Origin of the sequence: Streptosporangium sp. NPDC051023 (genome assembly GCF_040689595.1) — a bacterium.
Classification (GTDB): domain Bacteria; phylum Actinomycetota; class Actinomycetes; order Streptosporangiales; family Streptosporangiaceae; genus Streptosporangium.
On the sequence record NZ_JBFBCE010000073.1, the window covers coordinates 20,415 to 42,956 of the forward strand.

Annotated in this window: 15 protein-coding genes; 9 read left to right on the top strand and 6 right to left on the bottom strand. The window is 68.5% G+C overall.

The window, feature by feature from the left end; genetic code table 11:
• Positions 1 to 99: 99 nt before the first annotated feature.
• Positions 100 to 696, bottom strand: coding sequence for a general stress protein (locus AB0395_RS35510; protein ID WP_366288544.1), 597 nt, complete (start codon positions 694 to 696; stop codon positions 100 to 102).
• Positions 697 to 951: 255 nt separating this feature from the next.
• On the opposite strand from AB0395_RS35510, the gene AB0395_RS35515 reads away from it, so the two are divergent.
• Entirely contained in the window at positions 952 to 1,095 is a 144-nt protein-coding gene (locus AB0395_RS35515) for a hypothetical protein (protein WP_366288546.1), read from the top strand.
• 229 nt (positions 1,096 to 1,324) lie between these two features.
• Here the strand turns inward: AB0395_RS35515 and AB0395_RS35520 are convergent, their stop codons facing one another.
• Positions 1,325 to 2,764, bottom strand: a complete 1,440-nt coding sequence (locus AB0395_RS35520) for a GuaB1 family IMP dehydrogenase-related protein (protein ID WP_366288550.1) — start codon at positions 2,762 to 2,764, stop codon at positions 1,325 to 1,327.
• A 136-nt stretch (positions 2,765 to 2,900) separates the two neighbouring features.
• Here AB0395_RS35520 and AB0395_RS35525 point away from each other — a divergent pair, with 136 nt between their 5' ends.
• Positions 2,901 to 3,368, top strand: coding sequence for an effector binding domain-containing protein (locus AB0395_RS35525; protein WP_366288552.1), 468 nt, complete (start codon positions 2,901 to 2,903; stop codon positions 3,366 to 3,368).
• A gap of 37 nt (positions 3,369 to 3,405) precedes the next feature.
• Here the strand turns inward: AB0395_RS35525 and AB0395_RS35530 are convergent, their stop codons facing one another.
• Positions 3,406 to 4,539, bottom strand: coding sequence for a CaiB/BaiF CoA-transferase family protein (locus tag AB0395_RS35530; protein WP_366288554.1), 1,134 nt, complete (start codon positions 4,537 to 4,539; stop codon positions 3,406 to 3,408).
• 219 nt (positions 4,540 to 4,758) lie between these two features.
• Here AB0395_RS35530 and AB0395_RS35535 point away from each other — a divergent pair, with 219 nt between their 5' ends.
• From AB0395_RS35535 to AB0395_RS35545, 3 genes are all read left to right on the top strand, one after another.
• Positions 4,759 to 6,399 (top strand): serine/threonine-protein kinase, encoded by a 1,641-nt coding sequence (locus tag AB0395_RS35535; protein ID WP_366288556.1) that lies wholly within the window; start codon positions 4,759 to 4,761, stop codon positions 6,397 to 6,399.
• A 184-nt stretch (positions 6,400 to 6,583) separates the two neighbouring features.
• Entirely contained in the window at positions 6,584 to 7,942 is a 1,359-nt protein-coding gene (locus AB0395_RS35540; protein WP_366288558.1) for an FAD-binding oxidoreductase, read from the top strand.
• Positions 7,943 to 7,954: 12 nt separating this feature from the next.
• A complete protein-coding gene (locus tag AB0395_RS35545; RefSeq protein WP_366288559.1) occupies positions 7,955 to 9,214 on the top strand; it encodes a cyclopropane-fatty-acyl-phospholipid synthase family protein in 1,260 nt (419 codons plus the stop codon).
• A 194-nt stretch (positions 9,215 to 9,408) separates the two neighbouring features.
• Here the strand turns inward: AB0395_RS35545 and AB0395_RS35550 are convergent, their stop codons facing one another.
• Positions 9,409 to 10,941, bottom strand: coding sequence for a long-chain fatty acid--CoA ligase (locus tag AB0395_RS35550; protein WP_366288561.1), 1,533 nt, complete (start codon positions 10,939 to 10,941; stop codon positions 9,409 to 9,411).
• Positions 10,942 to 11,116: 175 nt separating this feature from the next.
• Between AB0395_RS35550 and AB0395_RS35555 the strand changes: the two genes are divergently transcribed.
• The 3 genes from AB0395_RS35555 (at position 11,117) to AB0395_RS35565 (ending at position 15,906) form a co-directional block, all read left to right on the top strand.
• On the top strand, positions 11,117 to 12,676 hold the full coding sequence (locus AB0395_RS35555) for a GMC family oxidoreductase N-terminal domain-containing protein (RefSeq protein WP_366288563.1): 1,560 nt from the start codon (positions 11,117 to 11,119) through the stop codon (positions 12,674 to 12,676).
• A gap of 631 nt (positions 12,677 to 13,307) precedes the next feature.
• The gene (locus AB0395_RS35560; RefSeq protein WP_366288565.1) at positions 13,308 to 14,585 is read left to right on the top strand and encodes a cytochrome P450; all 1,278 of its coding nucleotides are present in this window, start codon (positions 13,308 to 13,310) and stop codon (positions 14,583 to 14,585) included.
• 46 nt (positions 14,586 to 14,631) lie between these two features.
• On the top strand, positions 14,632 to 15,906 hold the full coding sequence (locus tag AB0395_RS35565; RefSeq protein WP_366288567.1) for a cytochrome P450: 1,275 nt from the start codon (positions 14,632 to 14,634) through the stop codon (positions 15,904 to 15,906).
• Between the two features lie 2 nt (positions 15,907 to 15,908).
• Here the strand turns inward: AB0395_RS35565 and AB0395_RS35570 are convergent, their stop codons facing one another.
• Positions 15,909 to 18,569, bottom strand: coding sequence for a hypothetical protein (locus AB0395_RS35570; protein ID WP_366288569.1), 2,661 nt, complete (start codon positions 18,567 to 18,569; stop codon positions 15,909 to 15,911).
• A gap of 559 nt (positions 18,570 to 19,128) precedes the next feature.
• Between AB0395_RS35570 and leuS the strand changes: the two genes are divergently transcribed.
• The gene (gene leuS, locus AB0395_RS35575; protein WP_366288587.1) at positions 19,129 to 21,597 is read left to right on the top strand and encodes a leucine--tRNA ligase; all 2,469 of its coding nucleotides are present in this window, start codon (positions 19,129 to 19,131) and stop codon (positions 21,595 to 21,597) included.
• 187 nt (positions 21,598 to 21,784) lie between these two features.
• Here leuS and lexA read toward each other — a convergent pair whose 3' ends face one another.
• Positions 21,785 to 22,495: a transcriptional repressor LexA gene (gene lexA, locus AB0395_RS35580; protein ID WP_366288571.1), complete on the bottom strand. Its 711-nt coding sequence runs from the start codon at positions 22,493 to 22,495 to the stop codon at positions 21,785 to 21,787.
• Between the last annotated feature and the right edge of the window lie 47 nt (positions 22,496 to 22,542).

A 22,542-nucleotide genomic window follows, 5' to 3' on the forward strand; every position in this document is an offset into this window, starting at 1 on the left:
GGCTGGTGGCGCCTCGGTGCCCCTCCTGCGGCGCCGCGGTGTGCTCCTTCGCCTCCCGGTGGCGGGCAGCCTGGCGGTGGTCCGCGCGTCTCGGGACTTTCAAGGACGGATCTTCGAGGACGACTCCTCTGGGAGGCCCGGTACGGTCGGCCTGGTGGCGGCGGGGTCGTAGGTTCCCGCGGACGGCGGGGGCTCGACGACCACGGTGTCGGCGGGCCGCGGGGCGCCCTCGGCGACGACGCGGGCGTGGTCGAGGTGGGAGGCCGCGACCAGCACGTCGTAGCGGCCGGCGACGATCGCGCTGCGCGAGGCGAAGTCCCGCTTGCCGCCGGTGAAGAAGTGGTTAATGAAGCCGAACGCGGCTCCCACCACCGCGCCCCAGAGCGCCGCCCAGAGTACGAGGACGAAGAACGACATCGTGGTCGAGGTGAACAACCCGAGGAACAGCCCAACGACGGCGCCGAAGAGCACGCCGCTCCCCGCACCGGTGAGCGCGGCCCTGCCGTTGGTCATCCTGCCGGTGACGGTCTCCTCCAGCTTGAGGTCGCTGCCGACGATCGCCACGTGCTCGACGGGGAACCCCGCGTCCGAGAGCCCGTCGACGGTTCGCTGGGCGGCGAGGTAGTTGTCGTAGCTGACGAGCACTCTGCGGTCGACGACGACCTGTGCGCCCTGGGCGGGGGATGTCTGTGCCATGTCCGTGCGCCTTCCCGTGCGTGGTCGGGGGATCAGGCCCGCCGACTACCCCGCGCCGAATAGAGCATGCGTGCACCCTGGTGCGGCATCTTCTGACCCTGGTAGTCTGCAGAAAGCTTCCAAGTGAAAACTTTTCCAATGAAAGCGGACATTAGGCGACAAACCGTCCATAGGACTGTTAAGGTTCTTACGAATAGCGCAAGACGAGTGGGTGGGCAGGGATCGTCGGGCGCTAGGGCCGCGAAGGAACCCGAAATGATCGCATTTATCATGATGATCGAAGCAGTGCTCGCCCTCGCCGGGCTGATGGCACTGTGCAGGCTCACTCGCTACCGAGGTGGGCGGCTGCCGGTCGAGGACCGCCGTGAGCACGTGCTGGAGTCGCGTTACAACAGGTGACGGCTCCTCTCGCGCCGGGGTAGGCGATACCCCGCGTGGAACACGTGAGGTGCGCGCCCGTCCCGTGCTCCCCCCGGTGAGCACTGGTCCCGGCCTTGGCGCAGGCCACCAGGATCGTCGCCGACCACCCGCCCTCGGGTGGAGTCGCGCCGCCGCCGGGACGTGACGCCGACCGGCCCGGCGCCTCGAAGTGGAGAGGAACGCCAGGCCGGAAAGAAAGGGCCGACGGCTACCAGCTCTGGTGCAGCGGCATCCCCTCCGTGTAACCCGACGAGCTCTGAACACCGATCACCGCGCGCTCGTGGAACTCCTCCAGGGTCGAGGCACCCGCGTAGGTGCACGAAGAGCGCAACCCCGCCACGATGGCGTCGATCTGGTCCTCGACACTGGGCCTGACCGGGTCGAGATACATCCTGGAGGTGGAGATCCCCTCCTCGAACAGGGTCTTGCGGGCTCGTTCGAAGGGAGAGTCCTCCGCGGTGCGCAGTTTCACGGCGCGGGCCGAGGCCATGCCGAAGTTCTCCTTGTACCTGCGGCCGTCGGCGTCGGTGCGGGCGTCACCCGGGGATTCGTAGGTGCCTGCGAACCAGGAGCCGATCATCACGTTCGCCGCCCCCGCGGCCAGGGCCAGGGCGACATCCCTTGGGTGCCGGACGCCGCCGTCGGCCCAGACGTGACGGCCCAGGCGGCGAGCCTCGGCGGAGCATTCCAGCACGGCGGAGAACTGCGGGCGGCCGACGCCGGTCATCATCCGGGTGGTGCACATCGCCCCCGGCCCGACGCCGACCTTGAGGATGTCCGCTCCGGCCTCCGCTAGGTCGCGCACCCCCTCCGCGGTGACGACGTTGCCCGCCGCGACCGGCACGCCGGGATCGAGCGAGCGGACCGCCCGCAGGGCGCTGATCATCTTCTCCTGATGGCCGTGGGCGGTGTCCACGACCAGGCAGTCGACCCCGGCCTCGAGAAGCTCCTTTGCCTTCGCCCCCACGTCGCCGTTGACGCCGACGGCGGCGGCGACGCGCAGCCTGCCCGAGGCGTCGAGGGCGGGCCGGTACAGCGTGGCCCGCAGTGCCCCCGTCCTGGTCAGGATGCCGACCAGGCGGCCGTCCTCGTCCACGATCGGGGCGAGCCTGTGGCGCCCGTCGTGGAGCCGGTCGAAGGCCTCGCGCGGGTCGAGGCCCGCGGGCAGGGTGAGCAGGTGGCCCGACATCACCTGGGACAGCTGCGTGTACATGTCAACCCCGCCGCAGTCGCTCTCGGTGACCACGCCGACGGGGCGGTTGTCCCAGTTGACGATGATGACCGCGCCGTGCGCACGCTTGGGCAGCAGGCTGAGGGCCTTGCCGACGGTGTCGTGGGGGGTGAGCGTGAGGGGCGTGTCGTGAACCAGGTCGCGTTTCTTGACCCAGTCGATCACGTTGGCGACGACCTCGATGGGGATGTCCTGCGGGATCACGGTGATCCCGCCGCGCCGTGCGACGGTTTCCGCCATGCGGCGCCCGGCGACGGCTGTCATGTTGGCGACCACGACGGGGATCGTGGTGCCCGTGCCGTCCCGGGTGGACAGGTCGACGGCTAGTCGGGAACCGACGGAGGAGCGGGACGGAACCATGAACACGTCGCTGTAGGTCAGATCATGGTCTGGTGCCATCTCATTGAGAAATTTCACGTTCTTCCACCTTGTCCGGTGAATAGTCAAAAGTAAGCGTTCCCGTTTTGAAGATCCCGAAGAGGAGTCACCACTCGGGGAGGGCACTAGGATCCGGTTTGCGTGGAGTTCAGTGGATGGCCGTGGGGGAGGCGTTGTGATCGTTGTCGATCGGTCCGAGATGCTCGTCGTGGGCCATGCCGTACGGACCTCCAACGCGGAGGAGATGGAGCAGGGGCGGGGAAGGCTCGGCGCGCTGTGGGCGCGGGCGGGGTCTCCCGGGGCCTTCGCGCATGTCCCGGGAAGGGTCGATGAGAACCTCTACGCGGTGCTGACCGACTACGAGAGCGACCATCACGGCTCCTACACGCAGATCGTCGGGGTGGCCGTGCGCAGCGCGGCCGCGCTGCCCGAGGGCATGGTCGCGGTACGGGTGCCCGGGGTCCAGACGCTGAAGGTCGAGGCGCGCGGTCCCATGCCGGACGCGCTCCTCGAGGCCTGGCGGCAGCTGTGGAAGCACACCGAGTCGGGCGGCGCTCCGGCCCGCGCCTTCACCACCGACCTGGAAGTCCACCACCCCGAGGGCGTCGACCTCTACGTCGCGGTCTTTCCCTCGATGCGCTGACCCCGGGAAGTCGGGCACGCCGGCTCCCGAGAGCCCGTCAGACGAGGACTCCCGTCTCGCGCAGCCTGGCCTGGGTCTCGGGGGGCAGGCCCCACGAGGACAGGTCGGCGAGCCGGGTCGCAGGAGAGAGGTCCTGTTCCGGAACACCGAGCAGACGGGGCGCGGGCGCGGGCTGGCGGACGCCGTCGACCTCGACGAACATGCCGCGCGCCCTGTTGTGCGGATGATCGGCGGCCTCGGCCATCTCCAGCACCGGGAAGACACACGCGTCCGAGCCCTCGAACACCGCCTCCCACTCGGCGCGGGTCCTCGACCCGAAGGCCTCGGCGAGCCGCCGCCGCAGTTCGGGCCACTGGGACCTGTCGTCCCTGTCCGGCAGGCCGGACAGACCCATCAGGGAGACCATCTCCGCCCAGAACCGCGGCTCGAGCGCCCCGACCGAGACGAACCCGCCGTCGGCCGTCTCATAGGTGTCGTACATGGGTGCGCCGGTGTCGAGCAGGTTGGTGCCGCGCGGACCCCAGAGGCCGTCCTGGATGCCGTTGTAGAACATCGCGACCAGTGTCGCGGCCCCGTCGATCATCGCCGCGTCCACCACCCGCCCCTCACCGGTGCGTTCCCGCTCGATGAGCGCGAGCAGCACGCCGTACGCGAGCATGAGGCCGCCGCCCGCGAAGTCGCCGAGGATGTTGATCGGCGGGGTGGGCCGCTCGTCCTCGCGGCCCAGCATCGACAGGACGCCGGAGACCGCGACGTAGTTGATGTCGTGCGCCGCCGTAGAGGCCAGCGGGCCCTCCTGGCCCCAGCCGGTCATCCGCCCGTAGACGAGGCGCGGGTTCACCGCGTGCAGGTCGGCGGGACCGATGCCGAGCCGCTCGGCGACCCCGGGACGGTAGACCTCGATGACCACGTCGGCACCCCTGGCCAGTTCCTTGAAGGCGGCCACCCCCTCGGGGGATTTCAGGTCTAGGCCGATCGTCCGTTTACCCCGGTCCATTACCTCGCGTCTTGGCTTGCTTTTCTCGGCGGTGACGGCGGCGGCGCGCTCGATCCGCAGCACCTCCGCGCCGTGGTCGGCGAGCATCATTCCCGCGAACGGCCCGGGAGCCAGGCCCGCCAGCTCCAGTACGCGCACTCCGGCCAGTGGGCCGCTCCTGGTCACGCGCTCCATCGGTGTCTCCTCTTCACGCTGCCCGCTCTGTCTTCATGACACCCGCTCCGCCGCGACGCGGGTCTCATCCGGCGATCACTTGGTAAGGTCCCAGAGTCTCTTCCGGCAAAGTAGAACAACGTTCGGCTTTCTGTGGCAAGACATCTCTCGGTAGCCCGCGCGGTGTCTGAGTGATATGGGAAACTTGCGCCCTATTTGATTGGGACTAGGGGTCGTGCGATGACATATCCGCACAGTGAACGGGTGGTCGCTGGGCGCTATCGGTTGCTGAGGGAGCTCGGCCGCGGGGGGATGGGTGTGGTGTGGGAGGGATACGACACCCTCCTTGACCGCCCGGTCGCGGTCAAGGAGGTGCTGCTCCCGCCGAACCTCGCCCCCGCTGAGCACGAGCGGCAGCTCGCCCGCACCTCCCGTGAGGCCAGGACCGCCGCCCGGCTCAACCACCACAACATCGTGGCGGTCTACGACGTGGCCGAGCAGGACGGGCGCCCCTGGATCATCATGGAGCTCGTCAGGGCCAGGGGTCTCGACGAGGTGGGATTGCTGCCGGTGCGGCAGGTCGCAGGCATAGGCCGTCAGGTGCTGGCGGCGCTCAGGGCGGCCCACGACGCGGGGATCCTGCACCGTGACGTCAAGCCGAGCAACATCCTGCTGGACGCCGAGGGCAGGGCCGTGCTCACCGACTTCGGCATCGCGACCGTCGAGGGTGACGCCTCGCTTACCCAGACCGGCATGGTGACCGGCTCGCCGAGCTTCCTGCCCCCGGAACGTGCCACGGGCGCCGACTCCGGCCCCTGGTCGGACCTGTGGGCGCTCGGCGCGACCATGTACGCCGCGCTGCTCGGCCACGGTCCTTTCGAGCGCCGCGACGCCATCGCGACCCTCGGCGCGCTCCTCACGGAGGAGCCCGACTTCAGCCGGGTGCCCCCGGCGATGCGAGAGGTGCTCACCGGCCTGCTCCGGCGAGACCCGGCGCACCGGCTGAGCGCGGAGCAGGCCGACCTGCTGCTGGCTCAGGCGGCCGACGACCCGTCGGGTACGGTGCCCCACCGCATCGAGCGGCCCGGTGGCAGGCGCGCCGGGCGGCGGAGCTCGGGACAGGCGTCCACCTCGGCGACGCCCGCCCGGCGACGGCGGCGGCGGGACAGCCGTGGCGGCGGCGGGGTCGCGCTGATCGCCGCCGCGGTGGTCGTTCTGGTCGGAGGGGGCGCCGCGGCGGTGGCGATGACGAGATCCGAGGAGCCCGCCGTCCCGCAGGCGGGACAGGAACTGCAGCCCGCCGACCCCTCCACTCCTGCGGCCGACGTCACCGCGACGGCCGAGGCGACCCCGACGACCGCGTCGCCCTCGCCCAGGGTCTCCAGGACCAGGAGCGCCGACCCGGTTCCCCGGCTGAAGGTCTGGCAGGCCAAGTCGCCGGAGAACTGGTCCATCCGGTACCCGGCGGGCTGGAAGGGAGACTGGGCCGCCGAGACGGGATACACCCAGTGGCTGCGCCCTGACGGCAGGGCGCACATGTCGGTCGAGGTGCTCTCCGGACCTCTCGACAGCCTGGAGACGGTCCAGCGGACCGTCAAGGAGAACACGGCGCAGTGGAGTGAGATCGGCTCCGACCGCGTCACGCGGATTCCCCTGGCGTACGGCTCCGGCCTCCAGTGGGAGTTCACCTGGACGGCCACGGACATCGGCGGCGTGCCGTGGGCGATCCCGGGGGCGACCTACCACGAGGTGAGCCGCTTCGTTGCGGTCGGTGACACGGTCATGGTGCTGAGCTGGACCACCTCCGCCGCCGAGTGGAAGGGCGGGGTCAGCCTGATGAACCAGGTGCTCGGGAGTTTCCATCCGCGCGGGGGCGAGTGATGACGTCGCTGGTCAGCGTGCCCGGCGGAGCCGAACCGGTGGTCCGCTATGGGCTCAGGACGGGACCCCCGTAGAGTTTCCACGCGTTTACCGTGTCCCGCCTGGCTCCCGGGACATCCGAGATATAACGTGCTAGAGGCGATCTTTACTATGGGAGCCCTGGGGGTGAGGACCTGTGGAGCAGATGACACAGATGTCGGCACATCGGCGTGCCGTAGAACAGATCAGGGACTCCTACGCCGCGATTCCGGATAATTCGGTGCCGCGCCTGTCCAAGGCGACCACGAACCTGTTCCGCTTCAGGGACGGCTCCCAAGGGGCGAAGCTTTCGGCCCGTGACCTGGATCAGGTCATCGAGGTCGACCCGGTGGCCATGACCGCCGAGGTGCAGGGCATGACCACCTACGAGAACCTGGTGGACGCCACGCTGGCGCACGGGCTCATGCCGTACGTCGTGCCGCAGCTGAAGACGATCACGCTGGGCGGCGCGGTGACCGGGCTTGGCATCGAGTCGACCAGCTTCCGCGACGGGCTGCCGCACGAGTCGGTCGAGGAACTGGAGATCCTCACCGGCGACGGGCGGATCGTCGTCGCCCGCCCGGACAACGAGCACGCCGACCTGTTCCATGCGTTCCCCAACTCCTACGGCACGCTCGGCTACGCCCTGCGGATCCGGATCAAGCTCAAGCGCGTCCAGCCGTACGTCCGGCTGACCCACATCCCGTTCACCGACGCCGACAAGTGCATGATCGCCATGAAGGAGATCTGCGAGCGCGGTGAGCACGACGGCGAGCCCGTCGACTTCGTGGATGGCACGTTCTTCGGCCCGGGAGAGCTCTATGTCACCGTCGGCCGCTTCGCCGAGAAGGCGCCCTACCTGTCCGACTACACCGGCATGCGCATCTACTATCGGTCGATCCAGACCAGGACGCGCGACTGGCTGACCGTCCGCGACTACCTCTGGCGCTGGGACACCGACTGGTTCTGGTGCTCGCGGGCCTTCGGCGTGCAGGAGCCGCTGGTGCGCTCGCTGATGCCGCGCAAGTGGATGCGCTCCGACGTCTACCGCAGGCTCGTCGGCCTGGACCGTAAGTACGGCGTCATCGCGCGGGTCGACCGCTGGCGTGGCAGGCCCCTGCAGGAGTCGGTCATCCAGGACATCGAGGTGCCCGTCGAGCGCGGCGCGGAGTTCCTGGAGTTCTTCCACGACAAGGTCGGCATGGAGCCGGTGTGGATGTGTCCGCTGAAGGCTTCTGGGGAGTGGCCGCTCTACCCCCTTGAGCCGGGGCGACTGTATGTCAACTTCGGCTTCTGGGGTACGGTGCCGTTGCCCAGAGGGCAGTTCGACGGCTACTACAACCGTCTCATCGAGCGTCGGGTGCACGAGCTGGAGGGGCACAAGTCGCTGTACTCGACGTCGTTCTACGCGGAGGACGAGTTCTGGCAGTTCTATAACGGAACCGCCTACTGGCCGGTAAAGCGGGCATACGACGCGGGTGGCCGGTTGCTCAACCTCTACGACAAGTGTGTACGGGGGCGTTAGGAGGTTGATTCTGTGAGGCTCGCAGAGATCTTCGAAATGGTCGTCGGCTCCGAGGCGGGGATCCGTTTCAGTGCCTACGACGGCAGCAAGGCAGGCCCGGACGGTGCCGACATCGGCATCGAGGTCAAGTCTCCGGCCGCGGTGGCCTATCTCGCCCAGGCCCCGGGCGAGATGGGCCTCGCCAGGGCCTATGTGTCGGGGCACCTCGACGTCGACGGGGACATGTACTCCCTGCTGGCGCGGATGTGGTCACTCACCATCAACGACATCACCACGGCGCAGAAGGTCGCGGCCGTCCGCGCGCTCGGCCTCAAGCCGCTGATGATGCGTGTGCCGCTTCCCCCCCAGGAAGTACGGCACAGCATGCTCGCCAAGATGGGCAGCAGGCACGCCAAGCAGCGTGACGCGGAGGCGATCCACCACCACTACGACGTGTCCAACAAGTTCTACTCCTGGGTGCTTGGCCCGTCCATGGCCTACACCTGTGCGGTCTTCCCCACCGAGCAGTCATCGCTGGAGGAGGCGCAGCACGCCAAGTTCGACCTGGTGGCCAGGAAACTCGGCCTGAAGCCGGGAATGCGCCTGCTGGACGTGGGCTGCGGCTGGGGCGGGATGGTCATCCACGCCGCCCGTGAGTACGGCGTGAAGGCGCTGGGCGTCACTCTCTCCCGCCAGCAGGCCGAATGGGCGCAGAAGGCCATCGCGGAGGCGGGGCTCAGCGAGCTGGCGGAGGTCCGTTACATGGACTACCGCGACGTCAAGGAGACCGGCTTCGACGCCGTGAGCTCGATCGGACTGACCGAGCACATCGGCAAGGAGCAGCTTCCGTTCTACTTCAGGTTCCTCTACGACAAGCTGGTGCCCGGCGGGCGCATCCTCAACCACTGCATCACCAGGCCGACCGGCACCGAGAAGACCATCAACGCGGGCGGCTTCATCAACCGCTACGTCTTCCCCGACGGTGAGCTCGAGTCGGTCGGCTACCTCGTCCGTCAGATGGAGGACATCGGCTACGAGATCCGCCACGAAGAGAACCTGCGCGAGCACTACGCGCAGACCCTGCGCTACTGGTGCGCCAACCTCGACGACCACTGGGACGAGGCGGTCGAGGAGGTCGGGCAGGGTACGGCCAGGGTGTGGCGGCTCTACATGGCGGGCTGCGTGGTCGGCTTCGAGCGCAACAAGATCCAGCTCCATCAGGTCCTCGGGGTGAAGCTCGACTCCGAGGGCGCGGCACACCTACCGCTCCGTCCGTCTCTTGACTGGCCCTGATCTTCCTCTAACCGGCACGCCGACGACGACCGGTTTCGGGGTTTGTCCGGCGCTGCGGCCCGCACCTTTCAAAGGTGCGGGCCGCGGCGTTTTCCATCGCGGGCGGCCGGTCGGCGCGGCCGGAAGAGCGCTCCTCCGCCTCCTGGTGGACCGGGGGACGATGACCGGCGGATGCGGATTGGCGCGCTCGCGCCCTACCTCAGCTCGCGCTTGAGAATCTTGCCGGTCGCCGTCATCGGAAGGGCGTCGCGGAACTCGACGAAGCGCGGATACTTGTAGGCGGCCATGTTCTCCCTGGTCCAGGCGACCAGCTCCTCCTCGGTGATCTTCGCTTCCCGGGTGCGGATGACGTACGCCTTGACCTCCTCGCCGTGTGAGTCGTGCGGGACACCGATCACCGCGGCGAGGGAAACCTCGGGGTGGGTCATCAGCACCTCCTCGATCTCGCGCGGGTAGACGTTGAAGCCACCTCGGATGATCATGTCCTTGGCTCGGTCGATGATCGAGTAGTAGCCGTCGGCGTCGCGTACCGCGATGTCGCCGGTGCGGAACCAGCCGTCGTTCATGGCCTCCGCGGTCGCCTCGGGGCGGTTGTAGTAGCCCTTCATCACGTTGTGGCCGCGGATCGCGATCTCGCCGGGCTCGTCGCCCTCGACCGTCTTCCAGTCGCCGTCGATCAGCCTCATCTCCACGCCCCAGACCGGCGTGCCGATCGTGCCGGGCTTGGTCGGTCTGCCGAGCTGGTTGAAGCTGGCCACCGGGGAGGTCTCCGACAGGCCGTAGCCCTCCAGGATGCCGATTCCGAAGGTGGCCTCGAAGTCCCTGAGCACCTCGGCGGGCAGGGAGGCGCCCCCGGAGACCGCGACCTTCAGCGAGGGCGGCACCGCGTCACCGTCGGTGTGGATCTTGGTCAGCATGGCCCAGTACATCGTCGGCACGCCCGCGAACAGCGTGACGTTCTCCGTGCGCATCAGCTCCAGGGCGGGTCCCGGCTCGAAGCGCGGCATGAGCACCACGGTGGCCCGGCGCCGGAACCCCAGGTTCATGACGGTGGTCTGACCGAAGGAGTGGAACAGCGGCAGCGCGGCAAGGAAGGCGTCGCCCCCCTCGGAGCGCGGGAACATCTCGTCGGAGATCATGGCGTTGAGCAGCATGTTCTGGTGGCTCAGCTCCGCGCCCTTCGGCTGGCCCGTGGTGCCGCTGGTGTAGAGGATCACCGCGGTGTCGTCCGGCGCGGTCTGCACGGTCTGGAACTCGCCGGAAACGCCGTCCAGCGCCGCCCACAGGGTCTCGCCGTACTCGGACTCGGTGGCGAAGGCGGTGGCCGGGAGCACGAAGAAGTGCTCCGTCGCCGCCTCCTCGAAGCCCGCCCTGCCGCGCTCGCCCAGCGGCAGCTCGGGGGTCCCCTCGAAGCAGAAGAAGGCCTTGGCCTCGGCGTCCTGGAGGTGGTAAGTGATCTCTCTGGGCTGTAGCAGCACGTTGAGCGGAACGACCGTGGCGCCTGTCTTGAGGATGCCGTAGTACACGAAGGGGAAGTAGGGCAGGTTCGGGCAGGCCAGCGCGACCTTGTCCCCCTTGCCGATGCCTCTGGAGACCAGCAGGTTGGCGACCTGGTTCGCGACGGTGTCGACCAGGGAGTACGGCAGCCGCAGGTCGCCGAAGACGATTGCGGTGCGATCGGGCTGCTGCCGTGCGCTGTCCTCCAGGACGATCGACAGGTTGAGCATGGGCGTCCTCCTCCGAGCAGGCTCTGACCCGCCTCATCTTTTCAGCCCGAGATACCTACCGGTAGGTAACGGTGATTACGAATTGACGTGTAAAAGCACCCGGGGTAAGCAGGTGAGAGCCCGCTTACCGGGGGAGGCGAGCTGTCCGTTCGTGCGGCGAAGGGTCAGTGGGCACATGGAGTACGACTACGTGATCGTGGGGGCGGGATCCGCGGGGTGCGTGCTGGCCAACCGGCTGTCCGCCAACCCCGCGACGACGGTGGTCCTGATCGAGGCGGGGGGGCCGGACGACAAACTGGAGATCCGGATGCCCGCCGCGTTCGCCAAGCTCTTCAAGACCGGCTATGACTGGAACTTCACCACCGTCGAGCAGCCGGGCCTGTCCGGCAGACGGCTCTACTGGCCGCGTGGCCGGATGCTCGGCGGCTCCTCCTCGATGAACGCCCAGATGTGGGTGCGTGGGCACCGGGCCGACTACGACGGCTGGGACGTCCCCGGCTGGTCCTACGACGAGGTCCTGCCGTACTTCCACCGGGCCGAGCGCCGCGTCGGCTCCAACCACGGCGGCGTCTACGGTACCGCGGGCCCGATCCGCATCTCCGAGCTGCGCAGTCCCAACCCGACGACCGCGGTGTTCCTGAGGGCCTGCGAGGAGATCGGGCTCCCCCGTCTCGACGAGCTGAACGGCTCCGCCAACGAGGGCTGCTCCCAGACTCCCGTCACCCAGGACAGGGGCCGTCGCTGCAGCTCTGCGGACGCCTATCTGAGACCCGTGGCGAGAAGGCCCAACCTCACCGTGCTGACCTCCTGTCACGTGCGCAGGGTGCTGGTCGAGGGTGGGCGCGCGACCGGCGTCGAGTACGGCACGGCGGACGGGAACGGCGACACGGTCGTGCGGGCGCGCAGGGAGGTTGTGCTGTCTGCCGGAGCCATCGGCTCGCCGCATCTGCTGATGCTGTCCGGCATCGGCGCGGCGGACGAACTGCTGGCGCAGGGGATCGAACCGGTCATCGACCTCCCCCAAGTCGGCGCCAATCTCCAGGACCACCTGGCCTCCGGCGTCATCCTGCACTGCCCCGAGCCGGTCACGCTGGCGGGCGCCGAGTCGATCGGCAACCTGCTGCGCTTCCTGGTCGGCCGGAGTGGAATGCTCACCTCGAACGTCGGCGAGGCGGTGGCCTTCATCAGGACCTCCCCCGGCGAACCGGCCCCGGACATTGAGCTGATCTTCGCCCCGGGACCCTTCATCGACCACGGGCTCACCCCGCCGCCCGGCCACGGCCTGAGCATCGCCTCCATCCTGCTGCGCCCGGAGAGCCGGGGCAGGGTCTTCCTCGAAGGCCGCGACGTGGCGATCGACCCCGCGTACCTGACGGCGGAGGCCGACATCAGGCGGCAGATCGCCGGGCTCAGGAAGGCCAAGGAACTGTTCGCGACCGCGGCGCTCCTGCCGTTCGCCGGGGCGCCGATGAACCCGTACTGGGGCGCGGAGACCGACGAGGAGCTCGCCCGCTGGATCCGCGAGCGCAGCGAGACCCTCTACCACCCGGTGGGCACCTGCCGGATGGGCGAGGACGCCGACGCGGTGGTCGACCGGGAGCTGAGGGTCCGCGGAGTCGAGGCGCTCCGTGTCGCCGACGCCTCGGTCATGCCGGTCATCAATCGGGGCCACACCCATGCCCCAACCGTCATGATCGCTGAAAAGGCCGCCGACCTCATCACCGCCACCTCCTGAGGCCTCCTCACGCAAATTCCCGAACGACCCCGCGAACCAATTGACGGCATTCGCCTGCGATGTAGTCATCCCTCTTCGAGGTTTATCCAGATTAAGGACGTCGTCCTGGAGAAGTTTGCGAAGTTCATCATGAAATATCAGGGTATTTCGGGCTTCGGTGCGGTCGATCTACTCATCATCGAGCACTCCGGCCTGTGATCGCGCCAGCTCGGAACCGTGATCCGTTACCGGTTCGGTCGTCCGGAGGAGGTCGACGCCCGGAGCAGGGCGGGCCGTGACGGAGAGGCGTCAGAGGCGCTGTGGAGAGGGATCTCCGGGGTGTCTGTGACGCTCGTGATCATGGATCCAGACTTATGCAGGTATTTGCTTATGTGAAGGATGAGTTCGGGCTGGCGGATGTCTTTGCGAGGAGCAGTCCAATTGTCCCTGCCGCGTGACGATTTCCGATCCACGGGACACTCTGCGGGGAATCCTGACTCCTCACCGCCAAGCGGATGTTAGGTTCCGCCCATGGGATCGGGATCGTCACCCTCCGCGACGGGAATCGCTGGCGCCGAGGTGCGTTCCGCGGCCGGCCGGTCTCTTTTTCGGCTTGGGCGGTCTCGTTCCGGATTGTTGAACGAAAAATCATATGGCAGGATCGGCAAAACCGAACGCGGTTCTATTGGGGGATGGTGTGACTGTTTCGCTGTCGGATATCGACCTGTCGGACATCGCCTTCTGGGAACGGCCGATGGCCGAGCGGGAGGAGGCCTTCGCGCTGCTGCGCGCCCAGCCGGCGCCGCTCAGGTTCACCGAGCCCGACATCAGCTTCGCCCTTCCCGGGGCGGGCTACTACGCCCTGGTGAGACATGCCGACATCGTCGAGGCCAGCCGCAACCCCGAGGTCTTCTCCTCGGGGCGCGGCGCGACCGCCATCCACGACATGGGGCCCGAGTTCGGCGAGTACTTCGGGTCGATGATCAATATGGACGACCCAAGGCATGCCAGGCTCCGCCGGATCGTCTCCAGGGCCTTCACTCCCAGGATGATCGGGCAGTTCGAGGACGACGTGCGGGACGAGGCCGCTCAGATCGTGGACGACCTGATCGCGAAGGGGCCCGGCTGCGACTTCGTCACGGAGGTGGCGACCAAGCTTCCCTTGAAGATCATCTGCGACATGATGGGCATCGGAGCCGAGCACTACCAGACGGTTTTCGACGCCTCGAACATCATCCTGTCCGGTGGTGACCCGGAGTTCATCGAGGACGTCAGCCGGGCGGCCGAGCTGCTCCTCGGCGCGGGGCAGCGTCTGCAGGACCTCGTCGTCTCTCTGGCCGCGGAGGGAGGTGACACACTGATCACCTCTCTGACCAGCGCCAACATCGACGGCGAGAAGCTGACCATGCGGGAGCTCGGCTCGTTTTTCATCCTGCTGGTCGTCGCGGGCAACGAGACCACCCGTAATGCCATCTCGCACGGTCTGCAGTTGTTCACCGAGAACCCCGGCCAGCGCGAGCTGCTCCTCGACGACCTCGAGGGCCGTCTCCCGGGCGCGGTTGAGGAGATCGTCCGTCTCGCCTCCCCGGTCGCCTGGATGCGCCGTACCCTCACCCGCGACCACGAGATGAACGGCCACCTCTACTGCAAGGGCGACAAGGTGTTGCTCTACTACTGGGCGGCCAACCGTGACGAGGCCGTCTTCACCGACCCCTACCGGTTCGACATCCTGCGCGCGGGAGGAGCCCACGTGGCCTTCGGCGGCCCCGGACCGCACTTCTGCCTGGGCGCCCACCTGGCCCGCCGTGAGATCGCGGTGATGTTCCGTGAGCTGTTCACCCGGCTGCCGCAGATCCGCTCCGTCGGCGAGCCCGTCCGCCTGCGCTCCAGCTTCATCAACGGCATCAAGCATCTCAGCTGCGACTTCTGAAACGTTCCATTGACGTGGGTCGTTGCTCGTGAAAATGATTGGCCGTATGAGCGTGACGCCGCCCCAGCGGAAGACGATCACCTCCGCCGCCGACTTCGACCTGTCCGACTACGACTTCTGGGCCAGGCCCATGCGGGAGCGGGAGCACGCCTTCCGGCTTCTGCGCGACCTGGAGCGCCCTGCCTTCTACGAGGAGATGGAGGTCTCGTTCGCGCCGAAGGGGCTCGGCTACTACGCACTGGTCAAGCATGCCGACATCCTGGAGGCCAGCCGCAACCCGGAGGTGTTCTGCTCGGGCGACGGCGGGGCGACCAACATCCCGGACATGCCCCCCGAGTTCGGCGAGTACTTCGGGTCGATGATCAATATGGACGACCCAAGGCACGCCAGACTCCGCCGGATCGTTTCCAGGGCGTTCACCCCCAAGATGATCAGGCAGTTCGAGGCCGACGTCGAGGCGGCGGCGGCGCGCATCGTGGACGACCTGATCGCGAAGGGACCCGGCTGCGACTTCGTCACCGAGGCCGCGGCCAGACTTCCCTTGAAGATCATTTGTGACATGATGGGGATCCCGGAGAAGGACTACGGCTTCGTCTTCGACCGCTCGAACCTGATCCTCGGCGGCTTCGACCCCGAGTACGGCGGCGGCGACATGAACACCGCGGTGGAGAAGCTGCTGACCGCAGGAATGGAGTTGCAGCAACTCGTCCAGGACCTCGCCGCCTACCGCGTCGAGCATCCCACGGGCGACCTCATCTCTTCCCTGGTGAACGCCAACATCGACGGTGAGCGGCTGACCGGGCAGGAGCTCGGCTCGTTCTTCATCCTGCTGGTCGTCGCGGGCAACGAGACCACCCGTAACGCCATCTCGCACGGCCTGCGCCTGCTCACCCGAAACCCCGGCCAGCGCGCGCTGCTTCTCGACGACCTCGAGGGCCGTCTCCCCGGGGCGGTCGAGGAGATCGTCCGCCTGGCCTCCCCGGTGAACTTCATGCGCCGCAAGGTCACCAGGGACCACGAGATGAACGGCCAGCTCTATCTCGAGGGCCAGAAGGTCGTCCTGTACTACTGGGCCGCCAACCGCGACGAGAGCGTCTTCCCCGACCCGCTGCGTTTCGACGTCACCCGCACTCCCAACCCCCACGTCGGGTACGGCGGGCCGGGGCCGCACTTCTGCCTGGGCGCCCACCTGGCCCGCCGTGAGATAACCGTCATGTTCCGCGAGCTGCTCCGCCGTCTCCCCCGGATCGAGGGCGGCAGGCCAGAACGGCTCTACTCCAGCTTCATCAACGGAGTCAAGCACATGACCTGCGAGTTCTGAGGCTACGAGGAAGCCGCCTTGATCGACTTGAAAGCGGTGTTGATGTCCGGCAGCAGGTCCTTCTTACTGTCCGGCACCGACATGTAGACGACCGAGGGAAGGTCGGCGCCGGTACTCACGACCGCCACGACCATGGTGGTCTTCTCCTCGCCCGCGGTGACCTCGTAGGCGGCGAGCTGACCGGGAAGGCCGTTGACGGACAGCGCCTGCTGGGCGGTCTTGCGGGCGCTGTTGCCCTCGGGGAAGAACTTCTTTCGTGCCTCCGAGGCCACCGCGTTGACCACGGGAGCGAGGTTCTCCGGCGAGGTGTACTTGTCCTTCAGCCGAGGTGAGAGCGCGCCCGACATCAGCTGGGCGAACTGTGCTCTGCCCGCCGAGTCCGTGCCCGCGGGAACGTACTGGCGGGTGGTGAAGCCGTAGACCGTGGGCACGGTCCTGCGCTGGTCCTCGCGCCACGCCCCGCCGAGCCGTGCCACGCTGATCGCCGCTGCCTGGTCGGAGAGGGTGCCCGCGACCGGGGACGCCTTGCCGGGGAAGCGTGGCAGACGACCGATCGTCTGGGACTTCACGGGCCTCTTGGCGGTCGGGGAGGGCTTGGCCTGAGGGGTGGGGTCCGCTTCCTTGGTCGAGGCCAGCGGTCCAGCCAGGAACGCCCAGAGCAGCGCACCGACCAGCGCGATCACCACCGAGCCGACGAGCGCGAAGACCCAGATCGGTCTGCCCTGCCCGTCGAACTCGTCGTCGTCTCCCATGGCCTGGTAGTTGTCGCCGAAGACGGTGTCCCACAGCTCCTGCTGGCGCTCGGGCGGCGGGGTCTTCGGGCCACTGATCTGGCCCGCGGTGACGAACGGCTTGTAGGGGTCGGACGGGTCCTGACTCAGGTGCTGTCCCGGCTGGCCCTGCGGCGGATGTCCCGGATGTCCTGGCCCCGGCTGTCCCGGGTGCCCCGGCTGGCCCTGTGGGAACTGTCCCGGCTGGGGCTGGTAGCCGGGGTTGAGCGGCTGGGCCTGCGGTTGGTGTGCGCCGTCGGACGGATACTGCGGGGGTGCGCCCTGCGCGGGGCGCATGACTCCCTGGGACTCGGCGGCGGGGGAGGCCTCGGGCGCGGTCGTCGCGGCCAGAGCCCAGACCGCGGGATTGTTCGGCACGCCGAAGCTGCTCCGCGCGGCACCGTCGCCGAAGGAAGCTCCGTTGCCGGGGAGGGCATCGCCTCCGGCAGGGGGGTGCCCGAGGGGAACGGCGGGAGCCTGAGCCTGGGGGTCCTGCCAGGTGGGGGAGAAGAGCGGGTCTCGTGCCTCCGCGGGGCTCGTGGTGGACCACGAGGCGCCGTCTGCCGCGGCGGGCGGCCACACGGCGTTGTCGGCCGGAGGGGTCTGAGCGGCTGACGGCCACGCCGTGTCCGCGGCGGGCGGAGAGGACGGCCATGAGGTGCCGTCCGCAGAGGGGGACGACGCCCACCCGGTGTTCTCTGCCGGGGCGGCGGGGGGCCAGCCGGTGTTCTCTGCCGACGCGGGCGGCCACACGGCGCTGTCGGCCGGGGCGGTGGGCGGCCACGCGGTGTTCTCGGCCTGAGCGGCGGGCGGCCACCCGGCGTTGTCCGCCGGGGCGGTGGAGGGCCAGCCGGTGTTCTCTGCCGACGCGGGCGGCCACACGGCGCTGTCGGCCGGAGGAGTCTGAGCGGCCGGCGCCCACGCGACGCTGTCTGTGGCCGGAGCGGGGAACGAGGCTCCCGGCTCCCCGGAGGAAGACGGCGGGACCTGCCAGGACTCGGCGCTCGCCGGTGCGGTGGCGCCCAGGTACGGATTCTCGCGCTCGCTGGACAGATCGGGATCCTGCCTGATCTCATCCATCGGCTGCGGGGTGAAGGCCTGGCTCCAGCTGGTGGTGGCGGACACGCTGGGCTGGGGCGCGCTGGGCTGGTCCCAGCCGTTTCCGGTCGGTGTCGCGGTCGCCTGGTCCCAGCCGTTGCCTGCCTGGGGTGCGCCTGCCTGCTCCCAGCCGTTGCCGGGTGTCGTTGTGGCTGGCTGGTCCCAGCCGTTGCCCGTCTGTGGTGCGCTCGCCTGGTCCCAGCCGTTGCCCGTCTGCGGCGCGCTCGCCTGGTCCCAGCCGTTGCCCGTCTGCGGCGCGCTCGCCTGGTCCCAGCCGTTTCCGGTCGGTGTCGCGGTCGCCTGGTCCCAGCCGGTTCCCGTTTGGGGTGCGCTCGCCTGGCCCCAGCCGTTGCCGGGAGAGGTCGATGGGGAGTCACTGTCCGGCGGGGGGACGTCCGGCAGTCCTTGGCCGCTGTGCTGAGAGGCGGTCGCCCCGTCCCAGCCGTTACCGACGGTCTGGGCCGAGGTCGCCTGGCTCCAGCCGTTTCCGGTCGGTGTCGCGGTCGCCTGGTCCCAGCCGTTGCCCGTCTGCGGTGCGCCTGCCTGCTCCCAGCCGTTGCCGGGTGTCGTTGTGGCTGGCTGGTCCCAGCCGTTGCCCGTCTGCGGTGCGCTCGCCTGGTCCCAGCCGTTGCCCGGAGAGGTCAACGGCGAGCCGTTGCCCTGCTGATGCTCGTCCTGGGGGAGAGGCAGCCGGGGAGAGGTGCCGAGAGACTCGTTCGCCCAGCTGGGCGTCGAATCCACCGTATCCGGCCATGCCGGAGGCAGGTGGGACTGGCTGGACTGCTCCGAGGCCATGGCTTCCTTACCTCCCGCGCGGGTGCCCGAATTATGGGTATTGGGCATGGTCTCACGTGAGACAGGGGCGTTCACAGGGAAACCGGAGAACGCCCCCCTGAACTGGAGTCCTGTGGGGTCGGTTGGTGGATCCTGCATCGGCAGGCCGGCCTCCGAGGGATCCGGGCCCTGCCCCGGCTCGACTGAGTGTGCCACGGTGAGAAGAGTAAACTGACGGGACATGCGAGGTCACAACGGATGTGTCCCCATCGGGTCTCGGCCTGTCCCAGACAGGTAAGCGTCCCCATTGTGCTGAACTGCCTGGGCCGGTGTCTCCCGTTTGCCGTGATCGAGGTCGTTTTCCCAGGCCACGAATATGACTTGCGGACTGCGATAGTCTTGACCTATGCGTGCCGCGACCCTGCTGCTTACCGGGCCGCATCGGCCTTCTCGGCGTTAGACGCCTCGCCGGTGCGGCTGCCCTTCGCGTGAGCGGAGGGTTTTTCTATTGGGTCGGATGGGTCAGATCATCTGCGCAGACGTATACCGAGGGAAGATTGACGTGAGCGAGCGAGCCGACATGCAGAGCGACGAGCAGCACTACGACCCGCAGGCACTGCAGGTCAAGTGGCAGCAGCGGTGGGAGGAACTGGACCCGTTCCATGCCTCGGACGACCCCGCCGACACGCGTGAGCGGCGCTACATGCTCGACATGTTCCCCTACCCCTCTGGCGACCTGCACATGGGGCACGCCGAGGTGTTCGCCATCGGTGACGTCGTCGCGCGTTACTGGTTCCAGCGCGGCTACAACGTGCTGCACCCGATCGGCTGGGACTCCTTCGGCCTGCCCGCGGAGAACGCCGCGATCAGGCGCAACGCGCACCCGGCCGAGTGGACCTACGCCAACATCGAGACCCAGGCCAACTCCTTCAAACGCTACGCGGTCTCCTTCGACTGGTCCCGCCGCCTGCACACCAGCGACACCGACTACTACAGGTGGACGCAGTGGCTGTTCATCCGCTTCTTCGAGCGCGGCCTGGCCTACCGCAAGGGCGGCCTGGTCAACTGGTGTCCCAACGACCAGACCGTGCTGGCCAACGAGCAGGTCAAGGACGGCAGGTGCGAGCGGTGCGGCGCCGAGGTCGTCCGCAGGGAGCTGACCCAGTGGTACTTCAAGATCACTGACTATGCCGACCGGCTGCTGGACGACATGGCCCAGCTGGAGGGCGGCTGGCCCGAGCGCGTGCTGACCATGCAGCGCAACTGGATCGGCAGGTCGGAGGGCGCCGACGTCAACTTCGTGATCGAGGGCCGCGACGAGCCGGTCACCGTCTACACCACCCGCCCCGACACCCTGTACGGCGCGACCTTCTTCGTGGTGGCCCCGGATGCCCCGCTGGCCGAGGAGATCGTCTCAGAGGAGCACCGAGAGGCCTTCGAGGCCTACCGGGCCGAGGTGGCCAAGCTGTCCGACATCGACCGGCTGTCGACGGACAAGGAGAAGAGCGGCGTCTTCCTGGGCCGCTACGCCGTCAACCCGGTCAACGGCGAGCGCATGCCGATCTGGGCGGCCGACTACGTGCTGTCCGACTACGGCCACGGCGCCATCATGGCTGTTCCCGCGCACGACCAGCGTGACCTGGACTTCGCCCGCAGGTTCGGCCTGCCGGTGCGGGTCGTCGTGCACACCGGCCTGGCGGACCCGGGCGAGACCGGTGTCGCCACCGCGGGAGAGGGCTCCCTGGTCAACTCCGGGCCGCTGGACGGCCTGTCGAAGACCGAGGCGATCCGTAAGATCGTCGAGGTGCTGGCCGAGCGCGGCACCGGCAGGGCGGCGGTCAACTTCCGCCTGCGTGACTGGCTGCTGTCCCGCCAGCGTTTCTGGGGCTGCCCGATCCCGATCATCCACTGCCCCGACTGCGGCGAGGTCCCGGTCCCCGACGAGCAACTGCCCGTCACCCTGCCCGACCTGCGCGGTGAGGCCCTGGCTCCCAAGGGCGTCTCCCCGCTGGCCTCGGCCGAGGACTGGGTCAACGTCTCCTGCCCCAAGTGCGATGGCCCGGCCAGGCGTGACACCGACACGATGGACACCTTCGTCGACTCCTCGTGGTACTACCTGCGCTACGTGGACCCGACCTACGAGGGCGGCCCGTTCGACGTCGAGAGGGTTCGCAAGTGGGGGCCGATCGACCAGTACGTCGGCGGCGTTGAGCACGCGGTGCTGCACCTGCTGTACTCGCGTTTCTTCACCAAGGTCCTGCACGACATGGGCATGGTCGACTTCACCGAGCCCTTCACCCGCCTGCTGAACCAGGGACAGGTCATCAACCAGGGCAAGGCGATGTCCAAGTCCCTGGGCAACGGCGTCGACCTGGGACAGCAGATCGACGCGTACGGCGTCGACGCGGTCAGGCTGACCGTGGTGTTCGCCGGTCCGCCCGAGGACGACATCGACTGGGCCGACGTCTCCCCGGCCGCGTCGCAGAAGTTCCTGGCCCGCGCGTTCCGTGTCATGGCCGAAGCCGGTGCGGCGTCCGCCCCCGGGGTCGACGTCGCCGCCGGCGACCTGGAGCTGCGCAAGGTCGTCCACCGGACCATCGACGAGGTCACCAAGCTGGTCGAGTCGCACCGCTTCAACGTCGCGGTCGCGCGCATGATGGAGCTGACGAGCGCGGCTCGCAAGGCCATCGACTCGGGGCCGGGTGCTGCTGACCCCGCGGTGCGCGAGGCCGCGGAGACCCTGTCGATCATGTTGTCCCTGGTCGCGCCGTACGCGGCGGAGGAGGGCTGGGAACGACTGGGCCACCCCGCCTCTGTCGCGACCGCCGGATGGCCGGTCGCGGAGGCGGAACTGCTGGTTCAGGACTCTGTCACCTGCGTCGTGCAGGTCGCGGGCAAGGTCCGTGACCGCATCGAGGTCTCCCCGGAGATCTCAGAGACGGACCTGGAGGCTCTGGCGCTGGGCTCGGAGAAGGTCCAGGCCTTCCTGTCCGGTGCTCCTCGCAAGGTCATCGTCCGCGCGCCCAAACTGGTCAACATCGTCCCCTAGGGCACGGAACCCGTACCGCGCCCGGGATCGTTCACCGGGCGCGCAAGGGGCGCGGGAAGAGAGCGCGTTCCCTGAAGGGTGTGCACACCCGTCGAAGACGTGAACGCCGGAAGGTGCGAACCGTCCGGCGGAGCGTGTGAAGGAGTGGCCCTCGGCTACGGTGGGTCGCTCCTTCACACGTGTCGTCTCAGAGTTTGCGCAGCACCGCCACGACCTTGCCCAGGACGGTGGCCTCGTCGCCGGGGATCGGGTCGTAGTTCGCGTTGTGCGGGACCAGCCAGACATGGCCGCCCTTGCGCTTGAAGGTCTTGACCGTGGCCTCGCCGTCGATCATCGCGGCGACCACGTCGCCGTTGTCGGCGACGGGCTGCTGGCGGACGACCACCCAGTCGCCGTCGGCGATCGCGGCCTCGATCATCGAGTCGCCCGTCACCTGGAGCAGGAAGAGCGTTCCCTCGCCGACGAGCTGTTTGGGCAGGGCGAAGACGTCCTCGATGCTCTCCTCGGCGAGGATCGGGCCACCGGCGGCGATCCGGCCGACGAGCGGCACGTAGGCCGCGGTCGGGCGGCTGATCGGCGTCTCGTCGGCGCCCGCGTCGGGATCAACCCACAGCACCGGTTCGCCGGGCAGGCGCACCTCGAGTGCGCGGGGGCGGTGTGGATCGCGGCGCAGGTAACCCTTGCGCTGCAGGGCCGTCAACTGGTGCGAAACGCTGGAGGTGCTGGTGAGCTGCACCGCCTCGCCGATCTCCCGCATCGACGGCGGGTATCCGCGTTGTTGCACAGAGTCGCGGATCACTTCAAGGATCTTGCGCTGCCTGGGGGTGAGGCCAAGGGAGTCACGCCTGCGCACCGCCAGGTCGCTGACGGCCGAACCGTTCTCGTCGTGCTCGCTCATACGATCTCCTCGCTCCCGGTCTGTATTGCTTACGTCGCACACAGCGA

Coding starts and splice junctions, on each gene's coding strand:
- AB0395_RS35530 (WP_366288554.1), bottom strand. CDS start 4,539: ATGGAGCGCGTGACCAGGAGCGGCCCACTGGCCGGAGTGCGCGTACTG.
- AB0395_RS35540 (WP_366288558.1), top strand. CDS start 6,584: ATGACACAGATGTCGGCACATCGGCGTGCCGTAGAACAGATCAGGGAC.
- AB0395_RS35565 (WP_366288567.1), top strand. CDS start 14,632: ATGAGCGTGACGCCGCCCCAGCGGAAGACGATCACCTCCGCCGCCGAC.
- AB0395_RS35535 (WP_366288556.1), top strand. CDS start 4,759: ATGACATATCCGCACAGTGAACGGGTGGTCGCTGGGCGCTATCGGTTG.
- AB0395_RS35570 (WP_366288569.1), bottom strand. CDS start 18,569: ATGGCCTCGGAGCAGTCCAGCCAGTCCCACCTGCCTCCGGCATGGCCG.
- lexA (WP_366288571.1), bottom strand. CDS start 22,495: ATGAGCGAGCACGACGAGAACGGTTCGGCCGTCAGCGACCTGGCGGTG.
- AB0395_RS35555 (WP_366288563.1), top strand. CDS start 11,117: ATGGAGTACGACTACGTGATCGTGGGGGCGGGATCCGCGGGGTGCGTG.
- AB0395_RS35515 (WP_366288546.1), top strand. CDS start 952: ATGATCGCATTTATCATGATGATCGAAGCAGTGCTCGCCCTCGCCGGG.
- AB0395_RS35510 (WP_366288544.1), bottom strand. CDS start 696: ATGGCACAGACATCCCCCGCCCAGGGCGCACAGGTCGTCGTCGACCGC.
- leuS (WP_366288587.1), top strand. CDS start 19,129: ATGCAGAGCGACGAGCAGCACTACGACCCGCAGGCACTGCAGGTCAAG.
- AB0395_RS35560 (WP_366288565.1), top strand. CDS start 13,308: ATGGCAGGATCGGCAAAACCGAACGCGGTTCTATTGGGGGATGGTGTG.
- AB0395_RS35550 (WP_366288561.1), bottom strand. CDS start 10,941: ATGCTCAACCTGTCGATCGTCCTGGAGGACAGCGCACGGCAGCAGCCC.